Here is a 23,164-nt window from a genome sequence, read left to right as displayed (position 1 = left end):
TGTTTCTTGAAGGACAGAATTGAACGCGCAGCCGCTTTTATTAAACAAAACCTGCCGGAATCTCCGAAGATCGGCCTTATTTTAGGCTCAGGTCTTGGCATTTTGGCGGACGAAATCGAAAATCCGGTCAAGCTGAAATATGAAGACATACCTGAATTCCCGGTATCTACTGTTGAAGGGCATGCCGGACAGCTTGTGCTGGGTACTCTTGAAGGAGTTTCCGTCATTGCAATGCAGGGACGCTTTCATTTTTATGAAGGCTACTCAATGGAGAAAGTTACATTCCCAGTACGCGTGATGAAAGCGCTCGGCGTGGAAGCATTGATCGTGACAAATGCCGCAGGCGGTGTCAACACTGAATTCCGTGCGGGAGACTTAATGATTATTACCGATCATATCAACTTTATGGGGACAAACCCGTTAATCGGGCCAAACGAAGCTGATTTCGGCGCCAGATTTCCAGATATGTCTTCAGCCTATGACAAAGATCTATCCAGCCTGGCTGAAAAGATTGCGAAAGACCTTAATATTCCAATTCAAAAAGGCGTGTATACTGCTGTGACAGGACCTTCTTACGAAACACCGGCAGAAGTCCGTTTCTTAAGAACGATGGGCTCTGATGCAGTCGGCATGTCTACTGTTCCGGAAGTCATTGTGGCGAATCATGCGGGAATGCGGGTTCTTGGCATTTCCTGCATCTCTAACGCGGCAGCCGGAATTCTGGATCAGCCTTTAAGTCACGATGAAGTAATGGAAGTGACCGAAAAAGTAAAAGCTGGATTTTTGAAGCTTGTTAAAGCGGTCGTCGCTCAGTACGAATAAAAAAGAATCAAAGCAGGACCAAAAGACAGCTGTGTCTGATATCACACAGCTGTCTTTTTTTGTGCCCAAAATTCGAAACATTTTCCATCAGTGGCGTATAAAACCATCCCGCTTGGAAAAAATAAAAAGGATTATGAAATGGAGGGCTTTTGAGATGAAACGTCTTTTATCCACTTTGTTGATTGGTATCATGCTGCTTACATTTGCACCGTCTGCATTTGCAAAACAAGACGGAAAACGCACATCGGAGCTTGCTCATGAAGCGAAGTCTGCGGTGCTGATAGAACGTGACACGGGAAAAGTGCTTTACAACAAGAATAGTAATGAGAGACTGGCGCCTGCAAGCATGACGAAAATTATGACGATGCTTTTGATTATGGAAGCTTTAGATAAAGGCAAAATCAAAATGAGTGATAAGGTCCGTACAAGCGAGCATGCGGCGTCAATGGGCGGCTCACAAATCTTCCTTGAGCCCGGCGAAGAAATGACTGTCAAAGAAATGCTGAAGGGTATCGCAATCGCTTCAGGAAATGACGCTTCTGTAGCCATGGCTGAATTTATTTCCGGCTCTGAAGAAGAATTTGTTCAGAAAATGAACAAAAAAGCAAAAGAGCTGGGATTGAAAAATACATCTTTCAAAAACCCGACCGGACTGACCGAGGAAGGACATTACAGCTCTGCTTATGACATGGCAATCATGGCTAAGGAATTATTGAAATACGAATCAATTACGAAGTTTACCGGCACGTATGAAGATTACCTGCGTGAAAATACAGATAAAAAATTTTGGCTTGTGAATACGAATCGCCTGATCAAGTTTTACCCTGGTGTAGACGGCGTCAAAACAGGCTATACAGGTGAAGCGAAATATTGTCTGACTGCTTCGGCTAAAAAAGGGAACATGCGGGCCATCGCAGTTGTATTTGGAGCGAGCACGCCTAAAGAAAGAAACGCGCAAGTGACAAAGATGCTTGATTTCGCCTTTAGTCAATATGAAACGCATCCTTTATATAAACGAAATGAAACAGTAGCAAAAGTAAAGGTCAAAAAAGGGAAACAAAAATTTATCGAACTCACTACATCTGAGCCGATTTCAATATTGACGAAAAAAGGCGAGGATATGAACAATGTGAAAAAAGAAATCAAGATGAAGGACAATATAAGTGCTCCGATTCAAAAAGGCCAAGAGCTTGGCACTCTTGTTCTGAAAAAGGATGGAGAAGTACTCGCTGAAAGTCCAGTTGCTGCAAATGAAGATATGAAGAAAGCCGGGTTTATCACATTCTTGAAGCGGACGATGGGAGACTGGACAAAATTTAAGTAATTATGCCGAATGACCACTAGTTTTGTCACGGTGAAGGAATTCATTCCGTCGAAATCGAAACACTCATTATCCGATCATATCAAGGAGGAATGAGCATGAGCCTTGGAATTGACATGCATGTCAAAGAATCTGTGCTTTGTATTCGATTAACAGGCGAACTCGATCACCATACGGCTGAAACCCTGAAACAAAAAGTGACTCAATCATTGGAGAAGGATGATATTCGCCATATCGTGCTGAACCTGGAGGACCTTTCCTTTATGGACAGCTCGGGGCTTGGCGTCATTTTAGGAAGATACAAGCAAATTAAGCAAATTGGCGGAGAGATGGTCGTTTGCGCTATCTCTCCTGCGGTGAAGCGGTTGTTTGATATGTCGGGGCTGTTTAAAATTATCCGATTTGAACAATCTGAGCAGAAGGCCCTGCTGACACTGGGGGTGGCATCATGAAAAATGAAATGCACCTTGAATTTTCTGCCCTCAGCCAGAATGAATCATTCGCCCGTGTGACAGTTGCTTCATTTATAGCTCAGCTGGACCCGACAATGGATGAACTGACTGAAATCAAAACAGTCGTATCAGAGGCTGTCACGAATGCTATTATCCATGGATATGAAGAAAACTGTGACGGAAAAGTTTACATTTCAGTAACACTGGAAGATCATGTCGTATATTTGACCATTCGTGATGAAGGCTTGGGCATTACAGATCTTGAAGAAGCCCGCCAGCCTTTATTCACAACTAAGCCTGAGCTTGAGCGTTCTGGAATGGGCTTTACCATTATGGAAAATTTCATGGATGATGTCAGTATCGATTCATCGCCTGAAATGGGAACAACGATTCGCTTAACAAAGCACTTATCAAAAAGCAAAGCGCTTTGTAATTAAGGAGATTTGTTATGGATGTGGAGGTTAAGAAAAACGGCAAAAACGCTCAGCTGAAGGATCATGAAGTAAAGGAATTAATCAAACAAAGCCAAAATGGCGACCAGCAGGCAAGAGACCTCCTCATAGAAAAAAACATGCGTCTTGTTTGGTCTGTCGTACAGCGGTTTTTAAACAGAGGATATGAGCCTGACGATCTTTTCCAGATCGGCTGCATCGGGCTGTTAAAATCTGTTGACAAATTTGATTTAACCTATGATGTGCGTTTTTCAACGTATGCAGTGCCGATGATTATCGGAGAAATCCAGCGGTTTATCCGTGATGACGGAACCGTAAAAGTATCAAGGTCATTAAAAGAGCTCGGAAACAAAATTCGGCGCGCCAAGGATGAGCTTTCGAAAACACTGGGCAGAGTGCCGACGGTGCAGGAGATCGCTGACCATTTGGAGATTGAAGCAGAAGATGTTGTACTGGCTCAAGAGGCGGTAAGGGCTCCATCTTCAATCCACGAAACCGTTTATGAAAATGACGGAGATCCGATTACCCTGCTTGATCAAATCGCTGACAACTCAGAAGAAAAATGGTTTGACAAAATTGCGCTGAAAGAAGCGATCAGCGATTTGGAGGAAAGGGAAAAATTAATCGTTTATCTCAGATATTATAAAGACCAGACACAGTCCGAGGTGGCTGAGCGGCTCGGGATCTCTCAAGTACAGGTTTCCAGGCTTGAAAAGAAAATATTAAAACAGATCAAGGTTCAAATGGATCATACGGATGGCTAGTCTGCAGTGCAGGCTAGCTTTTTTGTGTGTAAAAGCGTGGTAATTTATGGTCTTTTCGAGCGGATGAATGAGAACAAAATCGAACCACATACTACATATATAACCACCGAAAGATGGTGATCAATGATGGAACGACGAATATTTATCCGGCTTCGCCACCGGGTGCTGGCACATCCAGGGGATATCATTACCGTTGGAGATGCCGCGCAAATAGAAGGGCAGCTACAGCTGAAAAAGAAACTTTCGGCTATGCCGCTTTATCAAGTGAGCGAAAAAGATAAAAATATCGTAATTCTGGATATCATACAGGTTCTCAAAGCCATTCATTTACAAGATCCGACACTTGATGTTCAAACAGTAGGCGGAGCAGAAGCCATTGTTGAAATTCAGTATCGAAAACGGAAATTATCAACGGTTCTGTTTATCGGTGTCTGGCTGCTTCTGTTTATCGGATCGTGTCTTGCCATCATGAACTTTCATGAGGATGTAAGCATGAGAGATGTTCATATCGCACTATATGAAATCATAACCGGAGAGAGGAATGACTATCCATATTTGCTTCAAATCCCATACAGCATCGGTTTGGGACTGGGGATGATCGTGTTTTTTAACCACATATTTAAAAAGCGTCTAAATGAAGAGCCCAGCCCGCTGGAAGTTGAGATGTTTAACTATCAGCTTGATCTCGATCAATATGTGGCCATGCACGAGAATCAAGAAACCATAAAGGATCTGCATGATCGTTAGTGTATTGTTCATTATTTTTGTCGGGCTCGGCGGAGGCATAACGGTCGGGGCGGGTTTCGTTGCTTTTTTAACCGTAATGGGAATCATTCCGCGGCTGATGCAGCTCACCAAAACAATGAGATTTGTCCAGGCTTATGAAGCGGCTGTTATTCTTGGCGCGGTTTGCGGTGGATGGGAGACGCTTCATATGAATCATCTTTATCTGACAAAATGGATAGCTGTTCCGGTCGGGCTTCTGGCAGGTTTGTTTGTTGGGATGCTAGCGGCTGCCCTGACAGAGGTTTTAAATGTCCTGCCAATTTTGGCAAAACGAATCGGGCTCAGAAGTAAAATCATTATTCTGTTAATGGCCATCGTGATTGGGAAAATCGCGGGATCTTTATTTCACTGGCTGTACTTTATTGACCATTCATAAGGAGGTTTCAAGATGACAAATATTAAAGAAAATTACAAATCAAAAGTGAAAACATATCAGCCTAAGCCGCCTTACGTCTGGAACTGTGTAAAAGCCTTTTTGGTGGGCGGGCTGATTTGTGCAATCGGGCAAGGTCTGCAAAATTTTTATATCCATTTTTTTGATTTTAATGAAAAAACTGCGGGGAATCCAACGGCTGCAACGCTGATATTAATTTCTGCCCTGCTTACAGGATTCGGAATCTATGACCGAATCGGACAATTCGCAGGCGCCGGTTCAGCCGTACCTGTCACAGGTTTTGCCAACAGCATGGCAAGCGCCGCTCTTGAATATAAAAGCGAAGGATTAGTGCTTGGAGTAGCGACTAATATGTTTAAACTGGCAGGAAATGTTATTGTTTTCGGAGTTGTGGCTGCATACATCGTTGGAATGATTCGGTTTGCTTTTGAGAAACTGATGTCATAGGAGGAGAAGATAATGAAATTAACAGGAAAGCAAACCTGGGTATTTGAACATCCCTTATTTGTGAACTCAGCGGGAACGGCAGCAGGACCAAAGGAAAAAGACGGACCGCTCGGCTCTTTATTTGATAAAACCTATGACGAAATGCATTGCAATCAAAAAAGCTGGGAAATGGCGGAACGGCAGCTGATGGAAGATGCTATAAATGCCGCGCTTCAAAAAAACAATCTGACAAAAGATGATATTGATCTATTGCTGGCAGGCGACTTGCTGAACCAAAACGTGACGGCTAACTATGTGGCAAGACATTTAAAAATCCCGTTTCTTTGTATGTTTGGCGCTTGTTCAACATCAATGGAAACAGTGGCTGTCGCGTCAGCGTTAGTTGACGGAGGGTTTGCCAAAAGGGCACTCGCTGCCACCAGCAGTCACAATGCAACAGCGGAAAGACAGTTTCGCTATCCGACAGAATACGGAGGCCAAAAACCGGACACTGCTACCTCCACTGTAACTGGAAGCGGTGCAGTTGTCATCAGTCAGACACCTGGTGATATCCAAATCACAAGTGCAACTGTCGGAAAGGTTTCTGATTTAGGAATTACAGATCCTTTTGATATGGGATCGGCTATGGCCCCGGCTGCAGCTGATACGATTAAGCAGCACTTTAAAGATCTAAACCGGACAGCGGATGACTACGATCTTATCCTGACAGGTGACCTGTCAGGCGTCGGTTCTCCAATCGTAAAAGACATCTTAAAAGAAGATGGATATCCAGTCGGCACAAAGCATGATGATTGTGGGCTTCTGATTTACACTCCGGATCAGCAGGTCTTTGCTGGGGGTAGCGGCTGTGCTTGTTCAGCGGTTGTCACCTACTCTCATATTTTTAAGCAGCTGAGAGAGGGAAAATTAAACCGTGTATTTGTCGTGGCGACCGGCGCGCTGTTAAGCCCGACGATGATCCAGCAAAAAGAAACCATCCCGACTATCGCCCACGGGGTTGTATTTGAGCGTACAGGAGGTGCATCTTAACATGGACTACCTTTTGGCTTTTGTATGCGGCGGGGCCATTTGTATCGTCGGCCAGCTGCTCTTGGACATTTTTAAATTGACCCCAGCTCATGTCATGACATCATTTGTTGTAATCGGTGCCATATTAGATGGTTTCGGCATTTACGATAAATTTATTGAATTTGCCGGAGGAGGCGCCACCGTTCCGATCGTGAGCTTTGGTCACAGTCTTTTGCACGGTGCCATGCATCAGGCGCATATACACGGATTTATCGGAATCGGCATGGGGATTTTTGAGCTGACATCTGCCGGTATTTCAGCCGCCATTCTCTTCGCTTTTATCGTAGCTGTTATTTTCAAACCGAAAGGATAATGCCGACATGACAACAAAACGCAAGGTCATACTGGTAACAGACGGGGATGTGTATGCCGCTAAAACAATTGAATACGCCGCAAGAAAAGTGGGAGGCCGATGTATTTCACAATCAAAAGGGAACCCCTCCACCCGCAGCGGCGCCGAGCTCGTCAAGCTGATCGCCTCAGCACCGTATGATCCTGTATTTGTCATGTTTGACGACTCCGGCCTTCAAGGAGAGGGTCCGGGAGAAGCCGCTCTGACCTATGTCGCGACTCATCCGTCTATTGAAGTGCTCGGTGTGATTGCGGTCGCGTCAAAAACACATCAGGCTGAATGGACCAGGGTCGATGTAAGCATTGACCGCAATGGAGAAGTAACTGAATATGGCGTCGATAAAGTCGGGGAAAGGGAATTTGATGACCACAGAATGAGTGGAGATACCGTCTATTGCCTTGATAAACTTGATCTCCCGCTTATTGTCGGTATCGGGGATATCGGCAAAATGGGCAGAAAAGACGATATCTCAAAAGGGTCGCCAATCACCATGAAAGCGGTCGAGTTTATTTTAGAAAGGAGCGGGTATCATGCCGGACCACAAGGAAGAGAAAATTCGGGTTTATCGGAATCCAGCTAAAAATGAAGAGTACTTCAAAAAACGTGTCGGGATGGGGACAAGCTATGATGTAGGTGTTCGCAAGCTCATTATTTTAGACAAAGAGATCCAGCTTTACTATCTAAATGGATTATGCGATACGGCTTATATTATTCATTTAATGAGAGAGCTTGTTGCCATTAACAATCGGAAAGAAGACCCTGATGAGCTGGTCGATATCGTCGAAAACAGATTGCTTAACGCCCAGGTCGAAAAAGTAAAAACCTTGGATGAAACCACCGACCAAGTGCTGTCCGGGCTCGTCGCAGTCATTGTTGAAGGCGCAGGTTTCGCATTTATCATTGATGTCAGGAGCTATCCGGGCAGAAATCCGGAAGAACCAGATACGGAAAAGGTAGTCAGGGGAGCCAGAGACGGATTTGTTGAAAATATCGTTGTCAATACGGCCCTTCTCAGAAGGCGGATCAGAGACGAACGCCTTCGAGTCAAGATGACGAAAGTTGGCGAGCGGTCAAAGACGGATTTAAGCATTTGTTATATAGAAGATATAGCTGATCCGGATCTGGTTGAGATCGTGGAAAAAGAAATTGCTTCCATTGATGTCGATGGATTAACAATGGCCGACAAGACTGTCGAGGAATTCATTGTTAATCAAAGCTATAATCCTTTTCCGCTCGTGCGCTACACAGAAAGACCGGATGTGGCCGCGAATCATGTTCTTGAAGGCCATGTTATCATTATAGTGGATACATCGCCTAGTGTGATCATTACTCCGACGACTTTATTTCACCACGTGCAGCATGCGGAAGAATATAGGCAGGCGCCTTCAGTCGGGACCTTTTTAAGATGGGTAAGATTTTTCGGTATTCTTGCTTCTACTTTATTTCTTCCGATCTGGTTTCTCTTTGTGCTTCAGCCTGATCTGCTTCCGGACAATATGAAGTTTATCGGTTTAAATAAAGATACGCATATCCCGATCATCCTGCAGATATTTTTAGCTGACTTAGGAATCGAGTTTCTCAGAATGGCTGCCATTCACACACCGACAGCTTTATCGACAGCAATGGGTTTAATTGCCGCTGTTCTGATCGGGCAGATTGCGATTGAGGTCGGCCTTTTTTCGCCTGAGGTGATTCTGTATGTCTCACTTGCGGCGATTGGAACCTTTACGACGCCTAGTTATGAATTAAGCTTGGCAAACAAAATGAGCCGTCTTGTCCTCATGATACTCGTTGCCTTATTTCATATAAAAGGGCTTGTCATTGGATTTACAGTGCTAATTATTGCCATGGTAAGCATCAAATCCCTTCAGACACCGTACTTATGGCCGCTGATTCCCTTTAACGGAAAGGCGCTGTGGCAGGTTCTTGTCCGCACAGCGAAACCTGGCGCAAAAGTTAGGCCCAGTATCGTTCACCCCAAAAATCGCTTAAGACAGCCTACCAATTCATAATCGCATTGAAACTGACTGAAGAGTATGATAATGTATGTCTTAATTATGAAGGGACAGTCCATAAAACTGTCCTTTCATCCATAAGCGGAGAAAGAGGGAATGACATTGTTCTTACACGGCACAAGCAGACAAAATCAACATGGTCATTTAGAAATCGGAGGTGTGGATGCTCTCTATTTAGCGGAGAAATATGGTACACCTCTTTACGTATATGATGTGGCTTTAATACGTGAGCGTGCTAAAAGCTTTAAGCAGGCTTTTATTTCCGCAGGGCTGAAAGCACAGGTGGCATATGCGAGCAAAGCATTCTCATCAGTTGCAATGATTCAGCTCGCTGAGGAAGAGGGACTTTCTTTAGATGTCGTATCCGGAGGAGAGCTTTATACGGCTGTTGCGGCAGGCTTTCCGGCAGAACGCATTCACTTTCATGGAAACAATAAAAGCAGGGAAGAACTGCGGATGGCGCTTGAGCACCGTATCGGCTGCATTGTGGTGGATAATTTCTATGAAATTGCGCTACTTGAAGATCTATGTAAAGAAACGGGACACTCCATCGATGTTCTGCTTCGGATCACGCCCGGAGTAGAAGCGCATACGCATGACTACATTACGACGGGGCAAGAAGATTCAAAGTTTGGTTTCGATCTTCATAACGGACAAACTGAACGGGCGATTGAACAAGTATTACAATCGGATCACATTCAGCTGCTGGGTGTCCATTGCCATATCGGATCGCAAATTTTTGATACGGCCGGTTTTGTGTTAGCAGCGGAAAAAATCTTCAAAAAACTAGACGAGTGGAGAGATTCATACTCATTTGTATCCAAGGTGTTGAATCTAGGAGGAGGTTTCGGCATCCGTTATACGGCAGACGATCAACCGCTTCACGCCACTGAATACGTTGAAAAAATTATCGAAGCTGTGAAAGAAAATGCTTCCCGTTACGGTTTTGATATCCCGGAAATTTGGATCGAACCAGGCCGTTCTCTCGTAGGAGACGCAGGCACAACCCTTTATACGGTTGGCTCTCGAAAAGAAGTGCCGGGTGTCCGCCAGTATGTGGCAGTAGACGGAGGCATGAACGACAATATTCGTCCTGCACTTTACCAAGCTAAATATGAAGCTGCGACAGCCAATCGGATCGGAGAAGCGCATGACAAAACGGTATCGATTGCTGGAAAGTGCTGTGAAAGCGGAGATATGCTGATTTGGGATATTGACCTGCCGGAAGTAAAAGAAGGCGATCTTCTTGCTGTTTTTTGTACAGGCGCTTACGGATACAGCATGGCCAACAATTATAACCGTATTCCGAGACCTGCCGTCGTATTTGTCGAAAACGGTGAGGCTCATTTAGTCGTGAAGCGAGAAACATACGAAGATATTGTAAAACTTGATCTGCCATTTAAAACGAGTGTAAAGCAATAAAAAAAGCGCCGATTTTTCGGCGCTTTTTTTATTTGAAGATAGATACAATCGCATTCCAGATAGATACGAAGAAATCAATGACTTTCTGGATGAAGTTTTTGCCTTCATCTGATTCTATGAATTTCGTAATCTTATCTTTTGCTTTATCAAGCTGGTCACTGACCTGTCCCCAGTCAATGTCAGCGTTTTTCATCTTATTGAATAGGGAGACAAGCTGATTCTTTTGGCTGTCTGTAAGTGTGACGTTTAAATCAGAAGCTGCGTCGTCCACTTGTTTTTCGATGTCAGCTTTATTATCAGGCACCCCGTTTTTAGCAAACTCTTCTTTGATTTTTGCAATTAGAGCTGCCGCATTTTCGTTACCGATTTTGTCCCCAAGCTCTGATGTCGTGACAAGCTCTTGGTTGGCGACTTGCTTAACATCCTCCGAGATCGCTTCGTCGGAAGAAACCTCATACGCCTTAATCAATCCAGTTAAAGCCGCAGTTCCGGATACTTCAAACGGCGCTGTAACATACACCTTCGCATCTTTAACACCGGCTGTCATCAGCGCATTCAGGTACATTTCATCTGTAATGCCGCTGATATTATGTGTCTCAACATTCAGTCCAGAGCCTTTTTTGGCAATTGTTATTGACGATGAAGAAATCGCTCTTGATCCGATTTGCGCGTTCGATATATATTTTCCTAAATATTCATGTTCTTCCTTATTGGTCACGGTTACCGTTGTGGCATTATCAGGGACATTCATTTCATCAAGCACTTTTTGTTTGTCGGATTCTGACAAATCAGCACCAAGTGTTACAATGACATCTCCAACTGCGGCATCCGCGAGACTGACCTTCGGAACCGTCAGTAGCAAAACGGCCGCTGCCAGCATTCCAATCCAAATTTTTTTCAAAGCAGTTTGACCTCCTTCAACTTCACAAGCAGCTGGCTAGAGCTGCTTTGTGAGGACCTGAATCATGATGAAAATACAGTTCCGTTAGGTTAGACGGAGATAAAGTGATTCAGGTTTCATTTTTATTTTTTAGTAAAGCCGGGAGATTCGTTTTCCCCCGAAAGGTGTGGTATAATAGCCGCGACAAGGAGAGACAGACTATAATCTATCATACATAATCTCCTTTGAAAATTAAAATAAAGAAAGTAGGCATACAATTGAAAACAGGTTACTTTTTATTAGAAGACGGCAACAAAATTGAATTTGAACTTTACCCTGAAGCTGCACCGGGTACTGTCGCAAACTTTGAAAAGCTTGCGAACGAAGGCTTTTATGACGGCCTTACATTCCACCGAGTGATTCCTGGCTTCGTCAGCCAAGGCGGCTGCCCGCACGGAACTGGTACTGGCGGTCCAGGATACACAATTAAATGTGAAACAGAAGGAAACCCGCATACACATGAGGCGGGCGCACTTTCTATGGCACATGCCGGAAAAGACACTGGCGGCAGTCAATTTTTCATCGTTCATGAGCCGCAGCCTCATTTGAACGGTGTTCACACTGTATTCGGTAAAGTAACAAGCGGATTAGAATTCGCGAAAAACATGTCTAACGGCGATGTCATGAAAGAAGTTCGCGTAGAAGGCTAATCGGCAGGCAAAAGGCTTCCTCTTAGAGAGGAAGCTTTTTTTATTTGGCCAAAAATGTTCAATAAAAAACTGCCGAATGCTGATGGCGGTTGGTAAACCAGGTGTTTAAGGAAGGAGATTTCTCAATCCCTAAATAAATACATTAAAAAGTTTTGGTGACGTTCTGATCAGTAAACTGATGATTAATCATTTTAGCTTTACTTACGAAGTTATTTTCAAAAACAATACCTGTGTTTAAACCTCCAGAACCAAACACAGATTTGGACAAAGTTAATGGCCTGATCATAAAAGCGCCGCCTACGTTAACTACGCCGTTCCCAGAAACGTTGTTTATATTAATAGGATAATCAATCATACTATCCAAATCTCCTTTCATAGTATTCTACTTTTTATATGTATTAGTGCTAGAGTCAATAAGCATAAACTTATTGGTAAAAATATTTAAATGACGCCTCCTTTCTTCGGTTTATGAAAAATGTGCAAAAAAAAGCTCCTTTAAAGCTTCCCGAAACCCAAGTATTTGTCTGTGTTTTTATTCTTTCTGAAAATGGCGGCTTTTTTTCAGAGAATATAATAAGATCATCTTCTGGTTGACTACACATAGATATACATGATAAGCGGCTCTTCAAATAACCAGTGATTACGCATGCTGTAGCCGTGATGGCCCGCTTGCTGAATTCGGTAAGCAAAAGATGTTCCTCTTCTTGTAAGAGAACGGTTTCTCCTAAATTTAATAATCTGCTATTATGACCTCAAACGAAAAAATGGGGGAGATAAGGTAGTCACTCCCTTAATCGTAAGACCGTCCTTGGCAAACAATCGTATCAATATGTATGGACAAGGATAGGTTGCGTTTTTTATCCAGATAACATCCCGTCGGAACTACTGAAAAGAAAATTGAGCTGATTATACAAAAAGTGGATTGGGAATGATAAAAGGACAAAAAAGGTTAAGGAGAAGCACATGCAAGTTTTGACGGGGTTACTTGAACAGCATGGATATGCCGTCTTGTTTATTGTGTTAATGTTAGAGCTCATAGCTTTACCTGGACCTGGAGAGTTTCTGATGGGATATGCCGGTGTTCTCGTGTTTCAAGATAAGTTAAACTGGGCGCTAAGCATGTTAGCGGCAGGATTGGGAAGCTGTGCGGGAGTGAGCATTTCGTATTGGATCGGGTATAGACTGGGCCCTGCCATTTATAAATATGGAGAACGAATTCATTTTGGAAAGGACAGGATGGAAAAAACATCACGCTGGCTTGCACATTACGGAAACAAATTATTTCTTATTGCTTACTTTATACCAGGTGTGCGCCATGTCGCCGGCTATGCTGCAGGCTTTACCCACATCCGTTTTAAACAGTATGCCATCTATGCGTATTGCGGTGCATTTCTTTGGACCGGCACGTTCATTTCACTTGGAAAGTTACTCGGACCGGACTGGGAACAGTTTCATGCCGCAATCAAAAAGTATGTATTGATCGGGAGTTTGTTTGCTGCTATTCTGTTCCTTCTTTTTTATCTGGTCAAGACGCAAAAAAGCAAGATCAGAGAGTTGATCATAGCGGGATTGGTGAAGGGGGCAAGACAATTTCACACCCTTCGCCGTTTAAGGCTTCTGATCGTGTTCACAGCTTTATTGTTTTTGGTGTTTGTACTGTTAATGGGAAGCTTGGTTGAAAATTATATCAATAATGAATTCAAGCCGTTTGATACGATCGTTACACTTGTTGTGACAGTTCTTTTTAACTCACAGTGGCAGTATTGGATGGCAGTATTCGGGGCTTTTGCGTCGAGAGATGTTCTATTAGCCGTTATTGTTGTAACTTTTCTTTGGACAGTATTCAAAGGGCAAGACCGGAAAATCGAACTCTCTTTCTTATTTTTCCTAGTCATTGGCGGAGAGCTTTATGAAGAGGGAATCAGGCGGCTCTTTCATTCCCTTCATCCTGTCCATGCTCCTTTGGAAAGTCATGTATTATACCCATTTCCAAGCGAACAGACGTTAACGGCATTTGTCATTTTTGGTTTTTGCGCTTATCTCTTTGTGCGTCATTCTCACAAAGCTCGTCTGCAAACTGTTACATTTTTTTCGTTGATTGTCGTTTTATTCCTCATCGGGCTGAGCCGTGTGTACTTTAATGAACAGTATCCTAGTGATGTTGCTGCGGGCTACGCCTTCGGCGGTGTTTGGCTCAGTTTGAATGTTCTCGTCATGGAGCTCTTCCGTTTCTCCAGAAGATTTAGCGAGCTGAGAAACGAACCCGATTAGTATGCAGGACGGGTGATCAAAATTAAGCAAACTTTAAAGTTGTACGATTCATTGAGATTGGTATTTTGTAGTAAAATAAATCAAAACAAACGTGATGTATGAAAAGGGGTTCTATATATGGACAACAAAGGATGTATAAAATGCGGCAGCACTGAAGCCGGACAAAAAGAAATAGCCACAACCGGCACGGGTTTATCAAAGCTGTTTGACGTGCAGCATAACCGATTTCTAGTGGTTTACTGTAAGAACTGCGGATATTCAGAGTTTTATAATAAAGAGTCTTCAACTGCCGGGAATATATTGGATTTATTTTTTGGAGGCTGACAATGTTTTTCGAGCTTCACTGATTTAAACATCTCATGAAAGCAAAACGGATGCCTGTTATGTCACCTGTGAAATAGGCTGCCGGAAACATACCAGTAACCTTAAAGACGTGAATGATGTTGTCAAGTGCCATGAGTATCATGGGCTGAGAGATCAATGGAATACACAGCAAATGAACAAACTGCCCGTAACCTCTGTCCCAGTGCAGAATACGGATGCTGACGTTAATGTGAACTAAGCAGTTGAAGTTCAATTTCTCAAGCGATGTGATCAACAAGAAAAAACAGACATGAAGAAGAGGAAGATTTACAGGTTTGTAAAATCACTTCAAAGGTCCTAATGGGATTTCTTTTCGATTCGTGATAACATAAATTGAAGACCGTTGTTTATTGGAGGAAATCAGTTGAAATCAGAAAATGTTTCGAAGAAAAAATCAATATTAGAATGGGTTAAAGCAATTGTGATTGCTGTCATTCTCGCTTTGCTCATCCGCAACTTTATTTTTGCGCCGTATGTCGTTGACGGCGAATCCATGGAGCCTACACTTCACAACCGTGAAAGGGTCTTTGTGAATATGACGGTCAAATACATTGGCGAGTTTGACAGGGGAGACATCGTTGTGTTAAACGGAGATGATGTTCACTATGTAAAACGTATTATCGGCCTTTCCGGCGATACTGTTGAGATGAAGAATGACCAGCTCTATATCAACGGGAAAAAGGTGGACGAACCTTATTTGGCAGCTAATAAAAAGAGAGCGAAACAGGCCGGCAAACATTTGACCGATGATTTCGGCCCGGTTAAAGTGCCTGATGACAAGTATTTTGTGATGGGTGACAACCGTCGGAATTCCATGGACAGCCGCAACGGACTTGGCCTCTTCACGAAAAAACAAATTGCGGGTACGTCAAAGTTTGTTTTCTACCCGTTTAACGAAATGCGAAAAACAAATTAGAGTCAAGCAGTTTCCCATTGGGGCTGCTTTTTTTATATCTTTTTTACGGTGATCCCCCAAAACCAGAACATAAATTCGTATATCTATAGAAAAGAAATTTTTGCAGAAATGTGAAACATATTCCCGTTATGTATCGTTATATTAATAATTTACGAGAATTTACGGTTTTTTATTCATGAAAAAAAGGAATAACTCATATGAATGAATAGATTCATATTGGCTGGAGGTTTAGAAATGGGAAGAATAAAAACCAAGATTACCATTCTGTTAGTGCTTTTGCTTTTACTTGCAGGGGGTTATATGTACATAAATGATGTTGAGCTGAAGGATGTTCCGACAGCAATTGGACAAACCTTGTCCTCGGAAGAAGAGGAATACACCATCCAAGAATATAAAGTAACCAAAATCGACGGCTCAGAGTATCATGGAGTAGCAGAAAACGGAACGAAAATCATCTTCAACGGAAAAAAATTAAATCAGGATTTATCTGATATAAAAGAAGGTGACAAGATTAAGGCATACTTCAGCAAATCAAAGCGGATCGATGGATTAATCAAGGTTGCAAAAGTGAATGATTAACAAAACCATCACCTTTCAGATCGAAGGGTGATGTTTTGTTTTCTCAAATTGTAAGTTTATTTCATTGCGTACTTTTAGAAGGATCGCTATAATAGCCAATAAGGACAAATGAATAAAGATTGTATCCTTCGGGGCAGGGTGGAAATCCCGACCGGCGGTAGTAAAGCGAATTCGCTTTAGAGCCCGTGACCCGTGTGCATAAGCAAGCGGTGGATTCAGTTTAAGCTGAAGCCGACAGTGAAAGTCTGGATGGGAGAAGGATGATGAGCCGCTATGCAAAAAGTTTAAAAATGCATAGTGTTATTTCCTATTGCGTAAAATACCTAAAGCCCCGGATTTTTCATAAATTCGGGGCTTTTTTGACGGTAAATAACAAAAGAAGGGAGGGAACCAAATGGAAGAGTATTATATGAAGCTGGCATTAGATCTTGCAAAGCAGGGCGAAGGACAGACCGAATCAAATCCGCTCGTCGGTGCTGTTGTCGTAAAGGACGGACAAGTTGTCGGAATGGGCGCCCATTTAAAATATGGGGAAGCTCATGCAGAAGTTCATGCTATCCATATGGCTGGAGCACATGCAGAGGGTGCCGACATTTACGTTACACTCGAACCGTGCAGCCATTACGGAAAAACACCGCCATGTGCAGAATTGATTATCAATTCTGGCATCAAAAGAGTGTTCGTGGCGATGAGAGATCCTAACCCGCTTGTGGCTGGAAGAGGGATCAGCATGATGAAAGAAGCCGGCATTGAGGTAAAGGAAAGCATCCTGCCAGACCAGGCGGAGAAGCTGAATGAAAAATTTCTGCACTTTATGAGAACAGGCCTTCCGTACGTCACACTAAAAGCGGCCGCAAGCCTTGATGGCAAGATAGCTACCAGCACGGGTGACAGCAAATGGATCACATCAGAGGCTGCAAGACAGGATGCTCAGCAATACAGGAAAACACACCAAAGCATTCTAGTCGGAGTTGGCACAGTGAAAGCCGACAATCCGAGCTTAACTTGCAGACTGCCGAATGTAACAAAACAGCCGGTTCGGGTTATACTTGATACCGTACTCTCGATTCCTGAGGACGCTAAAGTGATTTGCGATCAATTAGCGCCGACATGGATTTTTACAACGGCACACGCAGACGAGGAAAAGAAAAAACGGCTTTCCGCTTTCGGAGTGAACATATTTACACTGGAAACCGAGCGCATTCAAGTTCCCGATGTTTTGAAAATCCTAGCGGAAGAAGGCATCATGTCGGTGTATGTGGAAGGCGGTTCAGCTGTTCACGGAAGCTTTGTCAAAGAAGGCTGTTTTCAAGAAATCATCTTCTATTTTGCCCCTAAACTAATCGGAGGAACGCATGCTCCCAGCTTAATCTCCGGTGAAGGTTTTCAATCAATGAAAGATGTCCCCTTATTACAATTCACTGATGTAACCCAAATCGGCCGTGATATCAAACTGACGGCAAAACCGACAAAGGAATAGGATGGTGACCATGTTTACAGGAATTATCGAAGAAACAGGCACAATCGAATCCATGAAAAAAGCAGGGCATTCAATGGCCTTAACAATTACATGCTCAAAGATTTTAGAGGATGTTCATCTTGGCGACAGCATTGCAGTGAATGGTATTTGTCTGACTGTCACTGATTTTACAAAAAATCAATTCACAGTGGATGTTATGCCTGAAACAGTCAAAGCTACGTCACTGAATGATTTATCAAAAGGAAGTAAAGTAAATCTGGAAAGAGCGATGGCGGCAAACGGCCGTTTCGGAGGCCATTTCGTCTCAGGCCATGTCGACGGAACTGCGGAAATCACACGAATTGAAGAGAAAAGCAACGCAGTTTACTATGATTTAAAAATGGACCCGTCTTTAACCAAAACATTGGTTTTAAAGGGGTCAATTACCGTGGATGGCGTGAGCTTAACCATATTCGGCCTGACAGAAGACACAGTGACGATTTCTTTAATACCGCATACGATCAGCGAAACGACCTTTTCGGAGAAAACGATCGGCTCTAAAGTGAATATCGAATGCGATATGATCGGAAAATATATGTATCGATTTTTGCATAAAGCCAATGAAAATAAGACCCAACAAACCATTACAAAAGCCTTCTTAAGCGAAAACGGCTTTTAGAGAGGAAGATTTGCATGTTTCATCCGATAGAAGAAGCACTTGACGCTTTAAAAAAAGGTGAAGTCATCATCGTTGTAGATGATGAAGACAGAGAAAATGAAGGAGACTTTGTGGCTCTAGCCGAGCATGCAACGCCGGAAGTCATTAACTTTATGGCGACACACGGAAGAGGACTGATCTGCACGCCTCTCAGTGAGGAAATCGCAGACAGGCTTGATCTTCACCCTATGGTTGAGCATAATACAGATTCTCACCATACTGCTTTTACCGTAAGCATAGACCATCGTGAAACGAAAACAGGTATCAGCGCTCAAGAAAGATCATTTACTGTTCAAGCTTTGCTGGATAGCAAATCCGTGCCATCTGATTTTCAGCGTCCGGGGCACATTTTTCCTCTGATTGCGAAAAAAGGAGGTGTTCTGAAAAGAGCGGGCCACACAGAAGCTGCTGTTGATCTTGCCGAAGCCTGCGGATCTCAAGGAGCCGGCGTCATTTGTGAAATTATGAATGAAGACGGAACGATGGCGAGAGTGCCTGAGCTCATTGAAATTGCGAAAAAGCATCAGCTAAAAATGATCACGATTAAAGATTTGATTCAATACCGTTACAATCTGACAACACTAGTCGAGCGTGAAGTTGACATTACGCTGCCTACTGATTTTGGCACATTCAAGGTTTACGGATACACAAATGAGGTAGATGGAAAAGAGCATGTCGCATTTGTGATGGGGGATGTGCCGTTCGGAGAAGAACCGGTATTGGTCCGGGTGCATTCAGAATGTCTCACAGGTGATGTGTTTGGGTCTCATCGCTGTGACTGCGGTCCGCAGCTTCACGCCGCGCTGACCCAAATTGCCGCAGAAGGCCGCGGAGTGCTCCTGTACTTGCGCCAAGAAGGACGAGGCATCGGTTTAATCAATAAATTAAAAGCTTATAAGCTTCAGGAACAAGGTTATGACACCGTCGAAGCCAATGAGGCGCTTGGATTCCTGCCGGATCTTCGCAACTATGGCATCGGTGCACAAATTTTACGCGACCTCGGTGTGCAGAATATGAAGCTTTTGACGAATAATCCGCGGAAAATCGCAGGCCTAGAAGGCTACGGACTCAGCATCTCAGAAAGAGTGCCGCTTCAAATGGAGGCGAAAGAGCACAATAAAAAATATTTGCAAACCAAAATGAACAAGCTGGGTCATTTACTTCATTTCTAATCACAAATATCACAAAAAAGGATGGGAATCATATGAATATCATACAAGGAAATTTAGTTGGTACAGGTCTTAAAATCGGAATCGTAGTAGGAAGATTTAATGATTTTATTACGAGCAAGCTGCTAAGTGGTGCAGAAGATGCGTTGCTCAGACACGGCGTAGACACAAATGATATTGATGTGGCTTGGGTTCCAGGCGCATTTGAAATACCGTTTGCTGCGAAAAAAATGGCGGAAACAAAAAAATATGACGCTATTATCACACTAGGCACTGTCATCAGAGGAGCGACGACTCATTATGATTATGTCTGCAATGAAGCTGCAAAAGGCATCGCGCAAGCAGCAAACACTACTGGAGTTCCTGTCATCTTTGGAATCGTGACAACCGAAAACATCGAACAGGCTATTGAGCGTGCCGGCACAAAAGCGGGCAACAAAGGTGTAGATTGTGCTGTTTCTGCCATAGAAATGGCAAATTTAAACCGCTCATTTGAATAATTTGCTGAAAACAGTTTAAAAATATGGCGAAAATGATATAATGTGAGAAAACGGATCACCTATTCGTATCCGTTAATAGCAGACTGGACATTTTGGATATAGAGGGGTTTTTATGTTAATTCGTTATAAAAAATCGTTTGAAAAGATTGCGATGGGACTTCTTTCGTTTATGCCGAATGAAAAAGACCTTAAGCAGCTTCAGCAGACAATTAAGGACTACGAAACGGATACAGACCGCCAGCTCTTTCTTTGGAAAGAGGACGAGGATATCGTCGGAGCAATCGGAGTCGAAAAAAAGAATTCTGAGGTAGAGATCCGGCATATCAGTGTGAATCCTTCTCATCGCCATCAAGGAATCGGAAAACAGATGATGGATGCTTTAAAGCATTTATTCAAAACGCAAGTGCTGGTTCCAAATGAATTAACGCAGAGCTTTTTCGAACGTTGTCAAGATCAGCAGGATCAAGACATTTCATACAATAATTAAGCAGAGGCCGTAATCGGCCTCTGCTTTTTTCATCCTTTCAGTGCGATTGAAAACCCTTGAAGTCTAATTTGATTCTTGAACACCAACGCACAGGCTTGACAACGAATGCGAGAGTTTGTTAACACACTGAGCAGAGACTGTGATCAGCCTCTGCTTTTTTTTCTGCGTTCTATTTCTTTTTCACGTTCGCGGATGACGTCAGTCCGATCCCGCAAACGGTGTTTGTCGATAAGAAATGTGTCGCTAAGTGTGCTGGGCTGCCCCCATGTATACTTTTTATTCTTGCATTCGTACCGGCAAGCTTCCTCCAGTTTCTCATCTTTGATCGGCAGCATAATGCTTTTATAGGCAGAGCCGGTTTCGATCTGTTCGTAAACCGTTTGCATCAGCTCGATCAAACGGCCATGATCGAGCCCTAAGTCTTCGACTGCCTGGTGTTCTGCTTGAAGAATCCGGATGCTGTTCGCCATCAGTCTTTTGGCCCCGGCTGTATTCCGCCTTCTGTGATGATATAAAGCAACTGCAAGCTGAATAAAGCCGACCCAATAGCGTTTTCGTTTCTTTGGCGGATCTTCCTTCCAATATTCTTCTAATATTTCATGGCATTCAAAATAATCCCGTGTCGCATGAAACTCAACGAGATAATCTATATAAGCTTTTGGATACAAGGTGCTTCCTCCTTTAATGTCTTTTAGTGTAACACAGGAGGGATAAAAGGAAAAAAGAACGATCAGCCAACGCATTTCGTGTTTTGAATATTCTGTACAAACTGCTTCAAAACAGGAAATGAAATAGTATTGGACGAGAGCTTTTTGGTGGCTTATACTAAAGGGTAGCCAGTTTATCCGGCAATGAGAGTACTTGAAAATGGTGAGATGATGGAAGAATATCAAGTGAAAATTGATACGTTTGAGGGCCCATTGGACCTGCTGCTTCATTTAATCAATCGTCTTGAAATTGACATATATGATATACCTGTGGCGAAGATCACTGAACAATATTTATTATATGTACATACAATGCGCGTGCTTGAGCTCGACATTGCCAGCGAGTATTTGGTTATGGCCGCCACGCTGCTCAGCATTAAAAGCAGAATGCTGCTTCCAAAGCAAGAGGAGGAGCTTTTTGAAGATGAATTACTTGAAGAAGAGGATCCGCGTGAGGAACTGATTGAAAAGCTGATTGAGTATAGAAAATATAAAGATGCGGCGAAGGATTTAAAAGAACGGGAAGAAGAAAGACAAAAATCGTTCACGAAACCGCCGAGTGATTTGAGTGAATACGCAAAAGAAGTAAAACAGTCTGAGCAAAAGCTCTCTGTTACGGTCTATGATATGATCGGGGCTTTTCAAAAAGTGCTGAAACGCAAAAAAATAAACAGGCCGATAGAAACGACAATTACCAGACAGGACATACCAATAGAAGACAGAATGAACGAAATCGTGCACAGCCTGAAATCAAGAGGAACGAGAATCAATTTTATGGATCTGTTTCCATATGAGCAAAAAGAACATTTAGTAGTAACCTTTCTAGCCGTTCTCGAGCTGATGAAAAATCAGCTGGTTCTCATTGAACAGGAGCACAATTTTTCAGATATTTACATTACGGGGAGTGAATCCATTCATGGGGCTTGATATCGTGAATTGGAAAGCTATAGTGGAAGCCCTTCTTTATGCGGCAGGCGATGAAGGGCTCACAAAAAAGCAGCTGTTAACAGTGCTTGAAATCGAAGAGCCTGAACTGAACACCATCATGGCGGATGTGGCGGACGAATACCGCGGGGATACAAGAGGCATTGAACTTATTGAGTATGCAGATACGTACATGCTCTCTACCAAAAAAGACTTTGCACCTTACTTGAAAAAACTGATTGAAGTGCCGTCCAAGGGCCTTTCTCAAGCATCTTTAGAAGTGCTGGCCATTGTTTCATACAAACAGCCGATTACGAGAGCAGAAATTGAAGAAATCAGAGGAGTAAAATCAGAGCGGATTTTACACAGTCTCGTCGCGAAGGCGCTATTGTGTGAAGTGGGACGTGCTGACGGTCCGGGACGTGCCATTTTATACGGTACAACGCCGACATTTCTTGAACAATTCGGTCTGAAAACATTGGACGAGCTTCCGCCGCTGCCTGAAAATGCGGAAGAAGACGTTCTTCAAGAAGAAGCAGATTTATTTTTTGAAAACTTTAACCAAACCTTCGAAGATATAAAATAGAAGTTTAATGAATCGCGCTTTTTCATCATCATAAGATATAAGGAAGAAGCTATCATGAAAGAAGCAAAATGTGAGAGACAAAGACATGAGGGGAAGATACCAAACGAAATGGGACATTCGATTGTGCGAGCGCAGACTCAAAAAACAGGCGAATTCTTATCAATGGTTGTCAATACCGTGAATGATTACCTAAATCAAACGACGCTGGAATCCTTACAGGCTGAATTGCCTATTGAAAAAGGATACTGCTGTGATGTGCTGAGCACTTTAAGAAGAATGGCAGTATTTTGCGAAGGAGGCGCAGAAGCGTGCCGCCGTCTCCTGATGCAGGAGCCTTTTCAGGAAGCCAGAGCGGAAAAAACACTTTATAATGTGTATCACCAATGCATTGAAGAGTTCTTTATGCCGAAAAAAGACACGTGGTGTGAAAATAGCCGGGCGTCTTATACCGGGGTCAGCGCAATTGAGTTTTATCATGCTGTTCCTGCGTCGCTTGAGCAATTACTATTGCCGTTGAGTGCAGCCTTTCTGAAGATGAGGGAAGAGCTGGCTCATTACGAAGCGTCTGGATCAAGCATGGCGCCAATCAGATAACGTTTA

29 protein-coding genes and 1 riboswitch are annotated in these 23,164 nt (G+C 43.2%); of the genes, 26 read left to right on the top strand and 3 right to left on the bottom strand.

The window, feature by feature from the left end; translation table 11 throughout:
• Window positions 1–6 precede the first annotated feature (6 nt).
• The 13 genes from BLL41_RS12555 to lysA all read left to right on the top strand — a co-directional run bounded on the left by BLL41_RS12555 (window position 7) and on the right by lysA (window position 10,295).
• Entirely contained in the window at window positions 7–822 is an 816-nt protein-coding gene (locus tag BLL41_RS12555) for a purine nucleoside phosphorylase I, inosine and guanosine-specific (RefSeq protein WP_071578076.1), read from the top strand.
• 154 nt (window positions 823–976) lie between these two features.
• Window positions 977–2,146, top strand: coding sequence for a D-alanyl-D-alanine carboxypeptidase DacF (gene dacF, locus BLL41_RS12550; protein WP_071578121.1), 1,170 nt, complete (start codon window positions 977–979; stop codon window positions 2,144–2,146).
• Window positions 2,147–2,241: 95 nt separating this feature from the next.
• Window positions 2,242–2,595: an anti-sigma F factor antagonist gene (gene spoIIAA, locus BLL41_RS12545; RefSeq protein ID WP_040082729.1), complete on the top strand. Its 354-nt coding sequence runs from the start codon at window positions 2,242–2,244 to the stop codon at window positions 2,593–2,595.
• A complete protein-coding gene (gene spoIIAB / locus BLL41_RS12540) occupies window positions 2,592–3,032 on the top strand; it encodes an anti-sigma F factor (protein ID WP_016939159.1) in 441 nt (146 codons plus the stop codon). Before spoIIAA ends, spoIIAB begins: the two co-directional genes overlap by 4 nt.
• An 11-nt stretch (window positions 3,033–3,043) precedes the next feature.
• Window positions 3,044–3,811, top strand: a complete 768-nt coding sequence (gene sigF / locus BLL41_RS12535; RefSeq protein ID WP_003230458.1) for an RNA polymerase sporulation sigma factor SigF — start codon at window positions 3,044–3,046, stop codon at window positions 3,809–3,811.
• 126 nt (window positions 3,812–3,937) lie between these two features.
• Window positions 3,938–4,558 (top strand): stage V sporulation protein SpoVAA, encoded by a 621-nt coding sequence (gene spoVAA, locus BLL41_RS12530; RefSeq protein WP_040083772.1) that lies wholly within the window; start codon window positions 3,938–3,940, stop codon window positions 4,556–4,558.
• Window positions 4,548–4,973 carry a stage V sporulation protein SpoVAB gene (gene spoVAB / locus BLL41_RS12525; protein ID WP_003230463.1) on the top strand — a complete coding sequence of 142 codons (426 nt, stop codon included), beginning with the start codon at window positions 4,548–4,550 and terminating at the stop codon, window positions 4,971–4,973. The genes spoVAA and spoVAB overlap by 11 nt, the downstream gene beginning before the upstream one ends.
• Before the next feature lie 12 nt (window positions 4,974–4,985).
• Entirely contained in the window at window positions 4,986–5,438 is a 453-nt protein-coding gene (spoVAC, locus tag BLL41_RS12520) for a stage V sporulation protein AC (protein ID WP_003223947.1), read from the top strand.
• A gap of 12 nt (window positions 5,439–5,450) precedes the next feature.
• Entirely contained in the window at window positions 5,451–6,467 is a 1,017-nt protein-coding gene (gene spoVAD, locus BLL41_RS12515; RefSeq protein WP_071578075.1) for a stage V sporulation protein AD, read from the top strand.
• Between the two features lies 1 nt (window position 6,468).
• Window positions 6,469–6,819 (top strand): stage V sporulation protein AE, encoded by a 351-nt coding sequence (gene spoVAE, locus BLL41_RS12510; protein ID WP_003230467.1) that lies wholly within the window; start codon window positions 6,469–6,471, stop codon window positions 6,817–6,819.
• A 7-nt stretch (window positions 6,820–6,826) separates the two neighbouring features.
• Window positions 6,827–7,438 (top strand): stage V sporulation protein SpoVABEA, encoded by a 612-nt coding sequence (spoVAEA, locus tag BLL41_RS12505; protein WP_014664474.1) that lies wholly within the window; start codon window positions 6,827–6,829, stop codon window positions 7,436–7,438.
• Window positions 7,389–8,870 carry a spore germination protein SpoVAF gene (gene spoVAF / locus BLL41_RS12500; protein WP_071578074.1) on the top strand — a complete coding sequence of 494 codons (1,482 nt, stop codon included), beginning with the start codon at window positions 7,389–7,391 and terminating at the stop codon, window positions 8,868–8,870. The genes spoVAEA and spoVAF overlap by 50 nt, the downstream gene beginning before the upstream one ends.
• A 105-nt stretch (window positions 8,871–8,975) precedes the next feature.
• The gene (lysA, locus tag BLL41_RS12495; RefSeq protein ID WP_071578120.1) at window positions 8,976–10,295 is read left to right on the top strand and encodes a diaminopimelate decarboxylase; all 1,320 of its coding nucleotides are present in this window, start codon (window positions 8,976–8,978) and stop codon (window positions 10,293–10,295) included.
• Between the two features lie 28 nt (window positions 10,296–10,323).
• Here the strand turns inward: lysA and BLL41_RS12490 are convergent, their stop codons facing one another.
• Complete coding sequence (locus tag BLL41_RS12490; protein ID WP_014480169.1) at window positions 10,324–11,196, bottom strand: DUF1002 domain-containing protein; 873 nt, start codon at window positions 11,194–11,196, stop codon at window positions 10,324–10,326.
• Between the two features lie 257 nt (window positions 11,197–11,453).
• On the opposite strand from BLL41_RS12490, the gene BLL41_RS12480 reads away from it, so the two are divergent.
• Complete coding sequence (locus tag BLL41_RS12480; RefSeq protein ID WP_003223931.1) at window positions 11,454–11,885, top strand: peptidylprolyl isomerase; 432 nt, start codon at window positions 11,454–11,456, stop codon at window positions 11,883–11,885.
• Window positions 11,886–12,027: 142 nt separating this feature from the next.
• Here BLL41_RS12480 and BLL41_RS12475 read toward each other — a convergent pair whose 3' ends face one another.
• Complete coding sequence (locus tag BLL41_RS12475) at window positions 12,028–12,240, bottom strand: spore germination protein (RefSeq protein WP_071578073.1); 213 nt, start codon at window positions 12,238–12,240, stop codon at window positions 12,028–12,030.
• 608 nt (window positions 12,241–12,848) lie between these two features.
• On the opposite strand from BLL41_RS12475, the gene BLL41_RS12465 reads away from it, so the two are divergent.
• The 9 genes from BLL41_RS12465 (at window position 12,849) to ribT (ending at window position 20,347) form a co-directional block, all read left to right on the top strand.
• Entirely contained in the window at window positions 12,849–14,156 is a 1,308-nt protein-coding gene (locus BLL41_RS12465; RefSeq protein WP_071578071.1) for a VTT domain-containing protein, read from the top strand.
• Between the two features lie 117 nt (window positions 14,157–14,273).
• The gene (locus BLL41_RS12460) at window positions 14,274–14,480 is read left to right on the top strand and encodes a zinc ribbon domain-containing protein (protein ID WP_003230483.1); all 207 of its coding nucleotides are present in this window, start codon (window positions 14,274–14,276) and stop codon (window positions 14,478–14,480) included.
• A gap of 403 nt (window positions 14,481–14,883) precedes the next feature.
• Complete coding sequence (gene sipS / locus BLL41_RS12450) at window positions 14,884–15,435, top strand: signal peptidase I sipS (protein WP_071578070.1); 552 nt, start codon at window positions 14,884–14,886, stop codon at window positions 15,433–15,435.
• A gap of 234 nt (window positions 15,436–15,669) precedes the next feature.
• Window positions 15,670–16,014, top strand: a complete 345-nt coding sequence (locus BLL41_RS12445) for a hypothetical protein (RefSeq protein WP_003230488.1) — start codon at window positions 15,670–15,672, stop codon at window positions 16,012–16,014.
• A 120-nt stretch (window positions 16,015–16,134) separates the two neighbouring features.
• Window positions 16,135–16,279: riboswitch (FMN riboswitch) on the top strand.
• A gap of 129 nt (window positions 16,280–16,408) precedes the next feature.
• Window positions 16,409–17,494 (top strand): bifunctional diaminohydroxyphosphoribosylaminopyrimidine deaminase/5-amino-6-(5-phosphoribosylamino)uracil reductase RibD, encoded by a 1,086-nt coding sequence (ribD, locus tag BLL41_RS12440; RefSeq protein WP_071578069.1) that lies wholly within the window; start codon window positions 16,409–16,411, stop codon window positions 17,492–17,494.
• A 10-nt stretch (window positions 17,495–17,504) separates the two neighbouring features.
• On the top strand, window positions 17,505–18,152 hold the full coding sequence (gene ribE, locus BLL41_RS12435) for a riboflavin synthase subunit alpha (RefSeq protein WP_083427999.1): 648 nt from the start codon (window positions 17,505–17,507) through the stop codon (window positions 18,150–18,152).
• A 14-nt stretch (window positions 18,153–18,166) separates the two neighbouring features.
• Window positions 18,167–19,363, top strand: a complete 1,197-nt coding sequence (locus tag BLL41_RS12430; protein WP_071578067.1) for a bifunctional 3,4-dihydroxy-2-butanone-4-phosphate synthase/GTP cyclohydrolase II — start codon at window positions 18,167–18,169, stop codon at window positions 19,361–19,363.
• Window positions 19,364–19,395: 32 nt separating this feature from the next.
• A complete protein-coding gene (gene ribH, locus BLL41_RS12425) occupies window positions 19,396–19,860 on the top strand; it encodes a 6,7-dimethyl-8-ribityllumazine synthase (RefSeq protein ID WP_003223915.1) in 465 nt (154 codons plus the stop codon).
• A 112-nt stretch (window positions 19,861–19,972) separates the two neighbouring features.
• Window positions 19,973–20,347 (top strand): GNAT family N-acetyltransferase RibT, encoded by a 375-nt coding sequence (gene ribT / locus BLL41_RS12420; protein WP_071578066.1) that lies wholly within the window; start codon window positions 19,973–19,975, stop codon window positions 20,345–20,347.
• Window positions 20,348–20,490: 143 nt separating this feature from the next.
• On the opposite strand, the gene BLL41_RS12415 is transcribed toward ribT, so the two are convergent.
• Window positions 20,491–21,015 carry a DUF309 domain-containing protein gene (locus BLL41_RS12415; protein WP_071578065.1) on the bottom strand — a complete coding sequence of 175 codons (525 nt, stop codon included), beginning with the start codon at window positions 21,013–21,015 and terminating at the stop codon, window positions 20,491–20,493.
• A gap of 210 nt (window positions 21,016–21,225) precedes the next feature.
• Here BLL41_RS12415 and scpA point away from each other — a divergent pair, with 210 nt between their 5' ends.
• The 3 genes from scpA to BLL41_RS12400 are packed head-to-tail and all read left to right on the top strand — an operon-like array spanning window position 21,226 to window position 23,158.
• Window positions 21,226–21,981, top strand: coding sequence for a segregation/condensation protein A (gene scpA, locus BLL41_RS12410; protein ID WP_071578119.1), 756 nt, complete (start codon window positions 21,226–21,228; stop codon window positions 21,979–21,981).
• The gene (scpB, locus tag BLL41_RS12405; protein WP_003223904.1) at window positions 21,971–22,564 is read left to right on the top strand and encodes an SMC-Scp complex subunit ScpB; all 594 of its coding nucleotides are present in this window, start codon (window positions 21,971–21,973) and stop codon (window positions 22,562–22,564) included. The genes scpA and scpB overlap by 11 nt, the downstream gene beginning before the upstream one ends.
• A 54-nt stretch (window positions 22,565–22,618) precedes the next feature.
• On the top strand, window positions 22,619–23,158 hold the full coding sequence (locus BLL41_RS12400; RefSeq protein WP_014477219.1) for a YpuI family protein: 540 nt from the start codon (window positions 22,619–22,621) through the stop codon (window positions 23,156–23,158).
• The last annotated feature ends 6 nt before the right edge of the window (window positions 23,159–23,164 follow it).

Origin of the sequence: Bacillus sp. FMQ74 (genome assembly GCF_001875785.1) — a bacterium.
Lineage (GTDB): Bacteria > Bacillota > Bacilli > Bacillales > Bacillaceae > Bacillus > Bacillus stercoris.
This window is presented reverse-complemented; position numbering and strand designations above follow the sequence as displayed.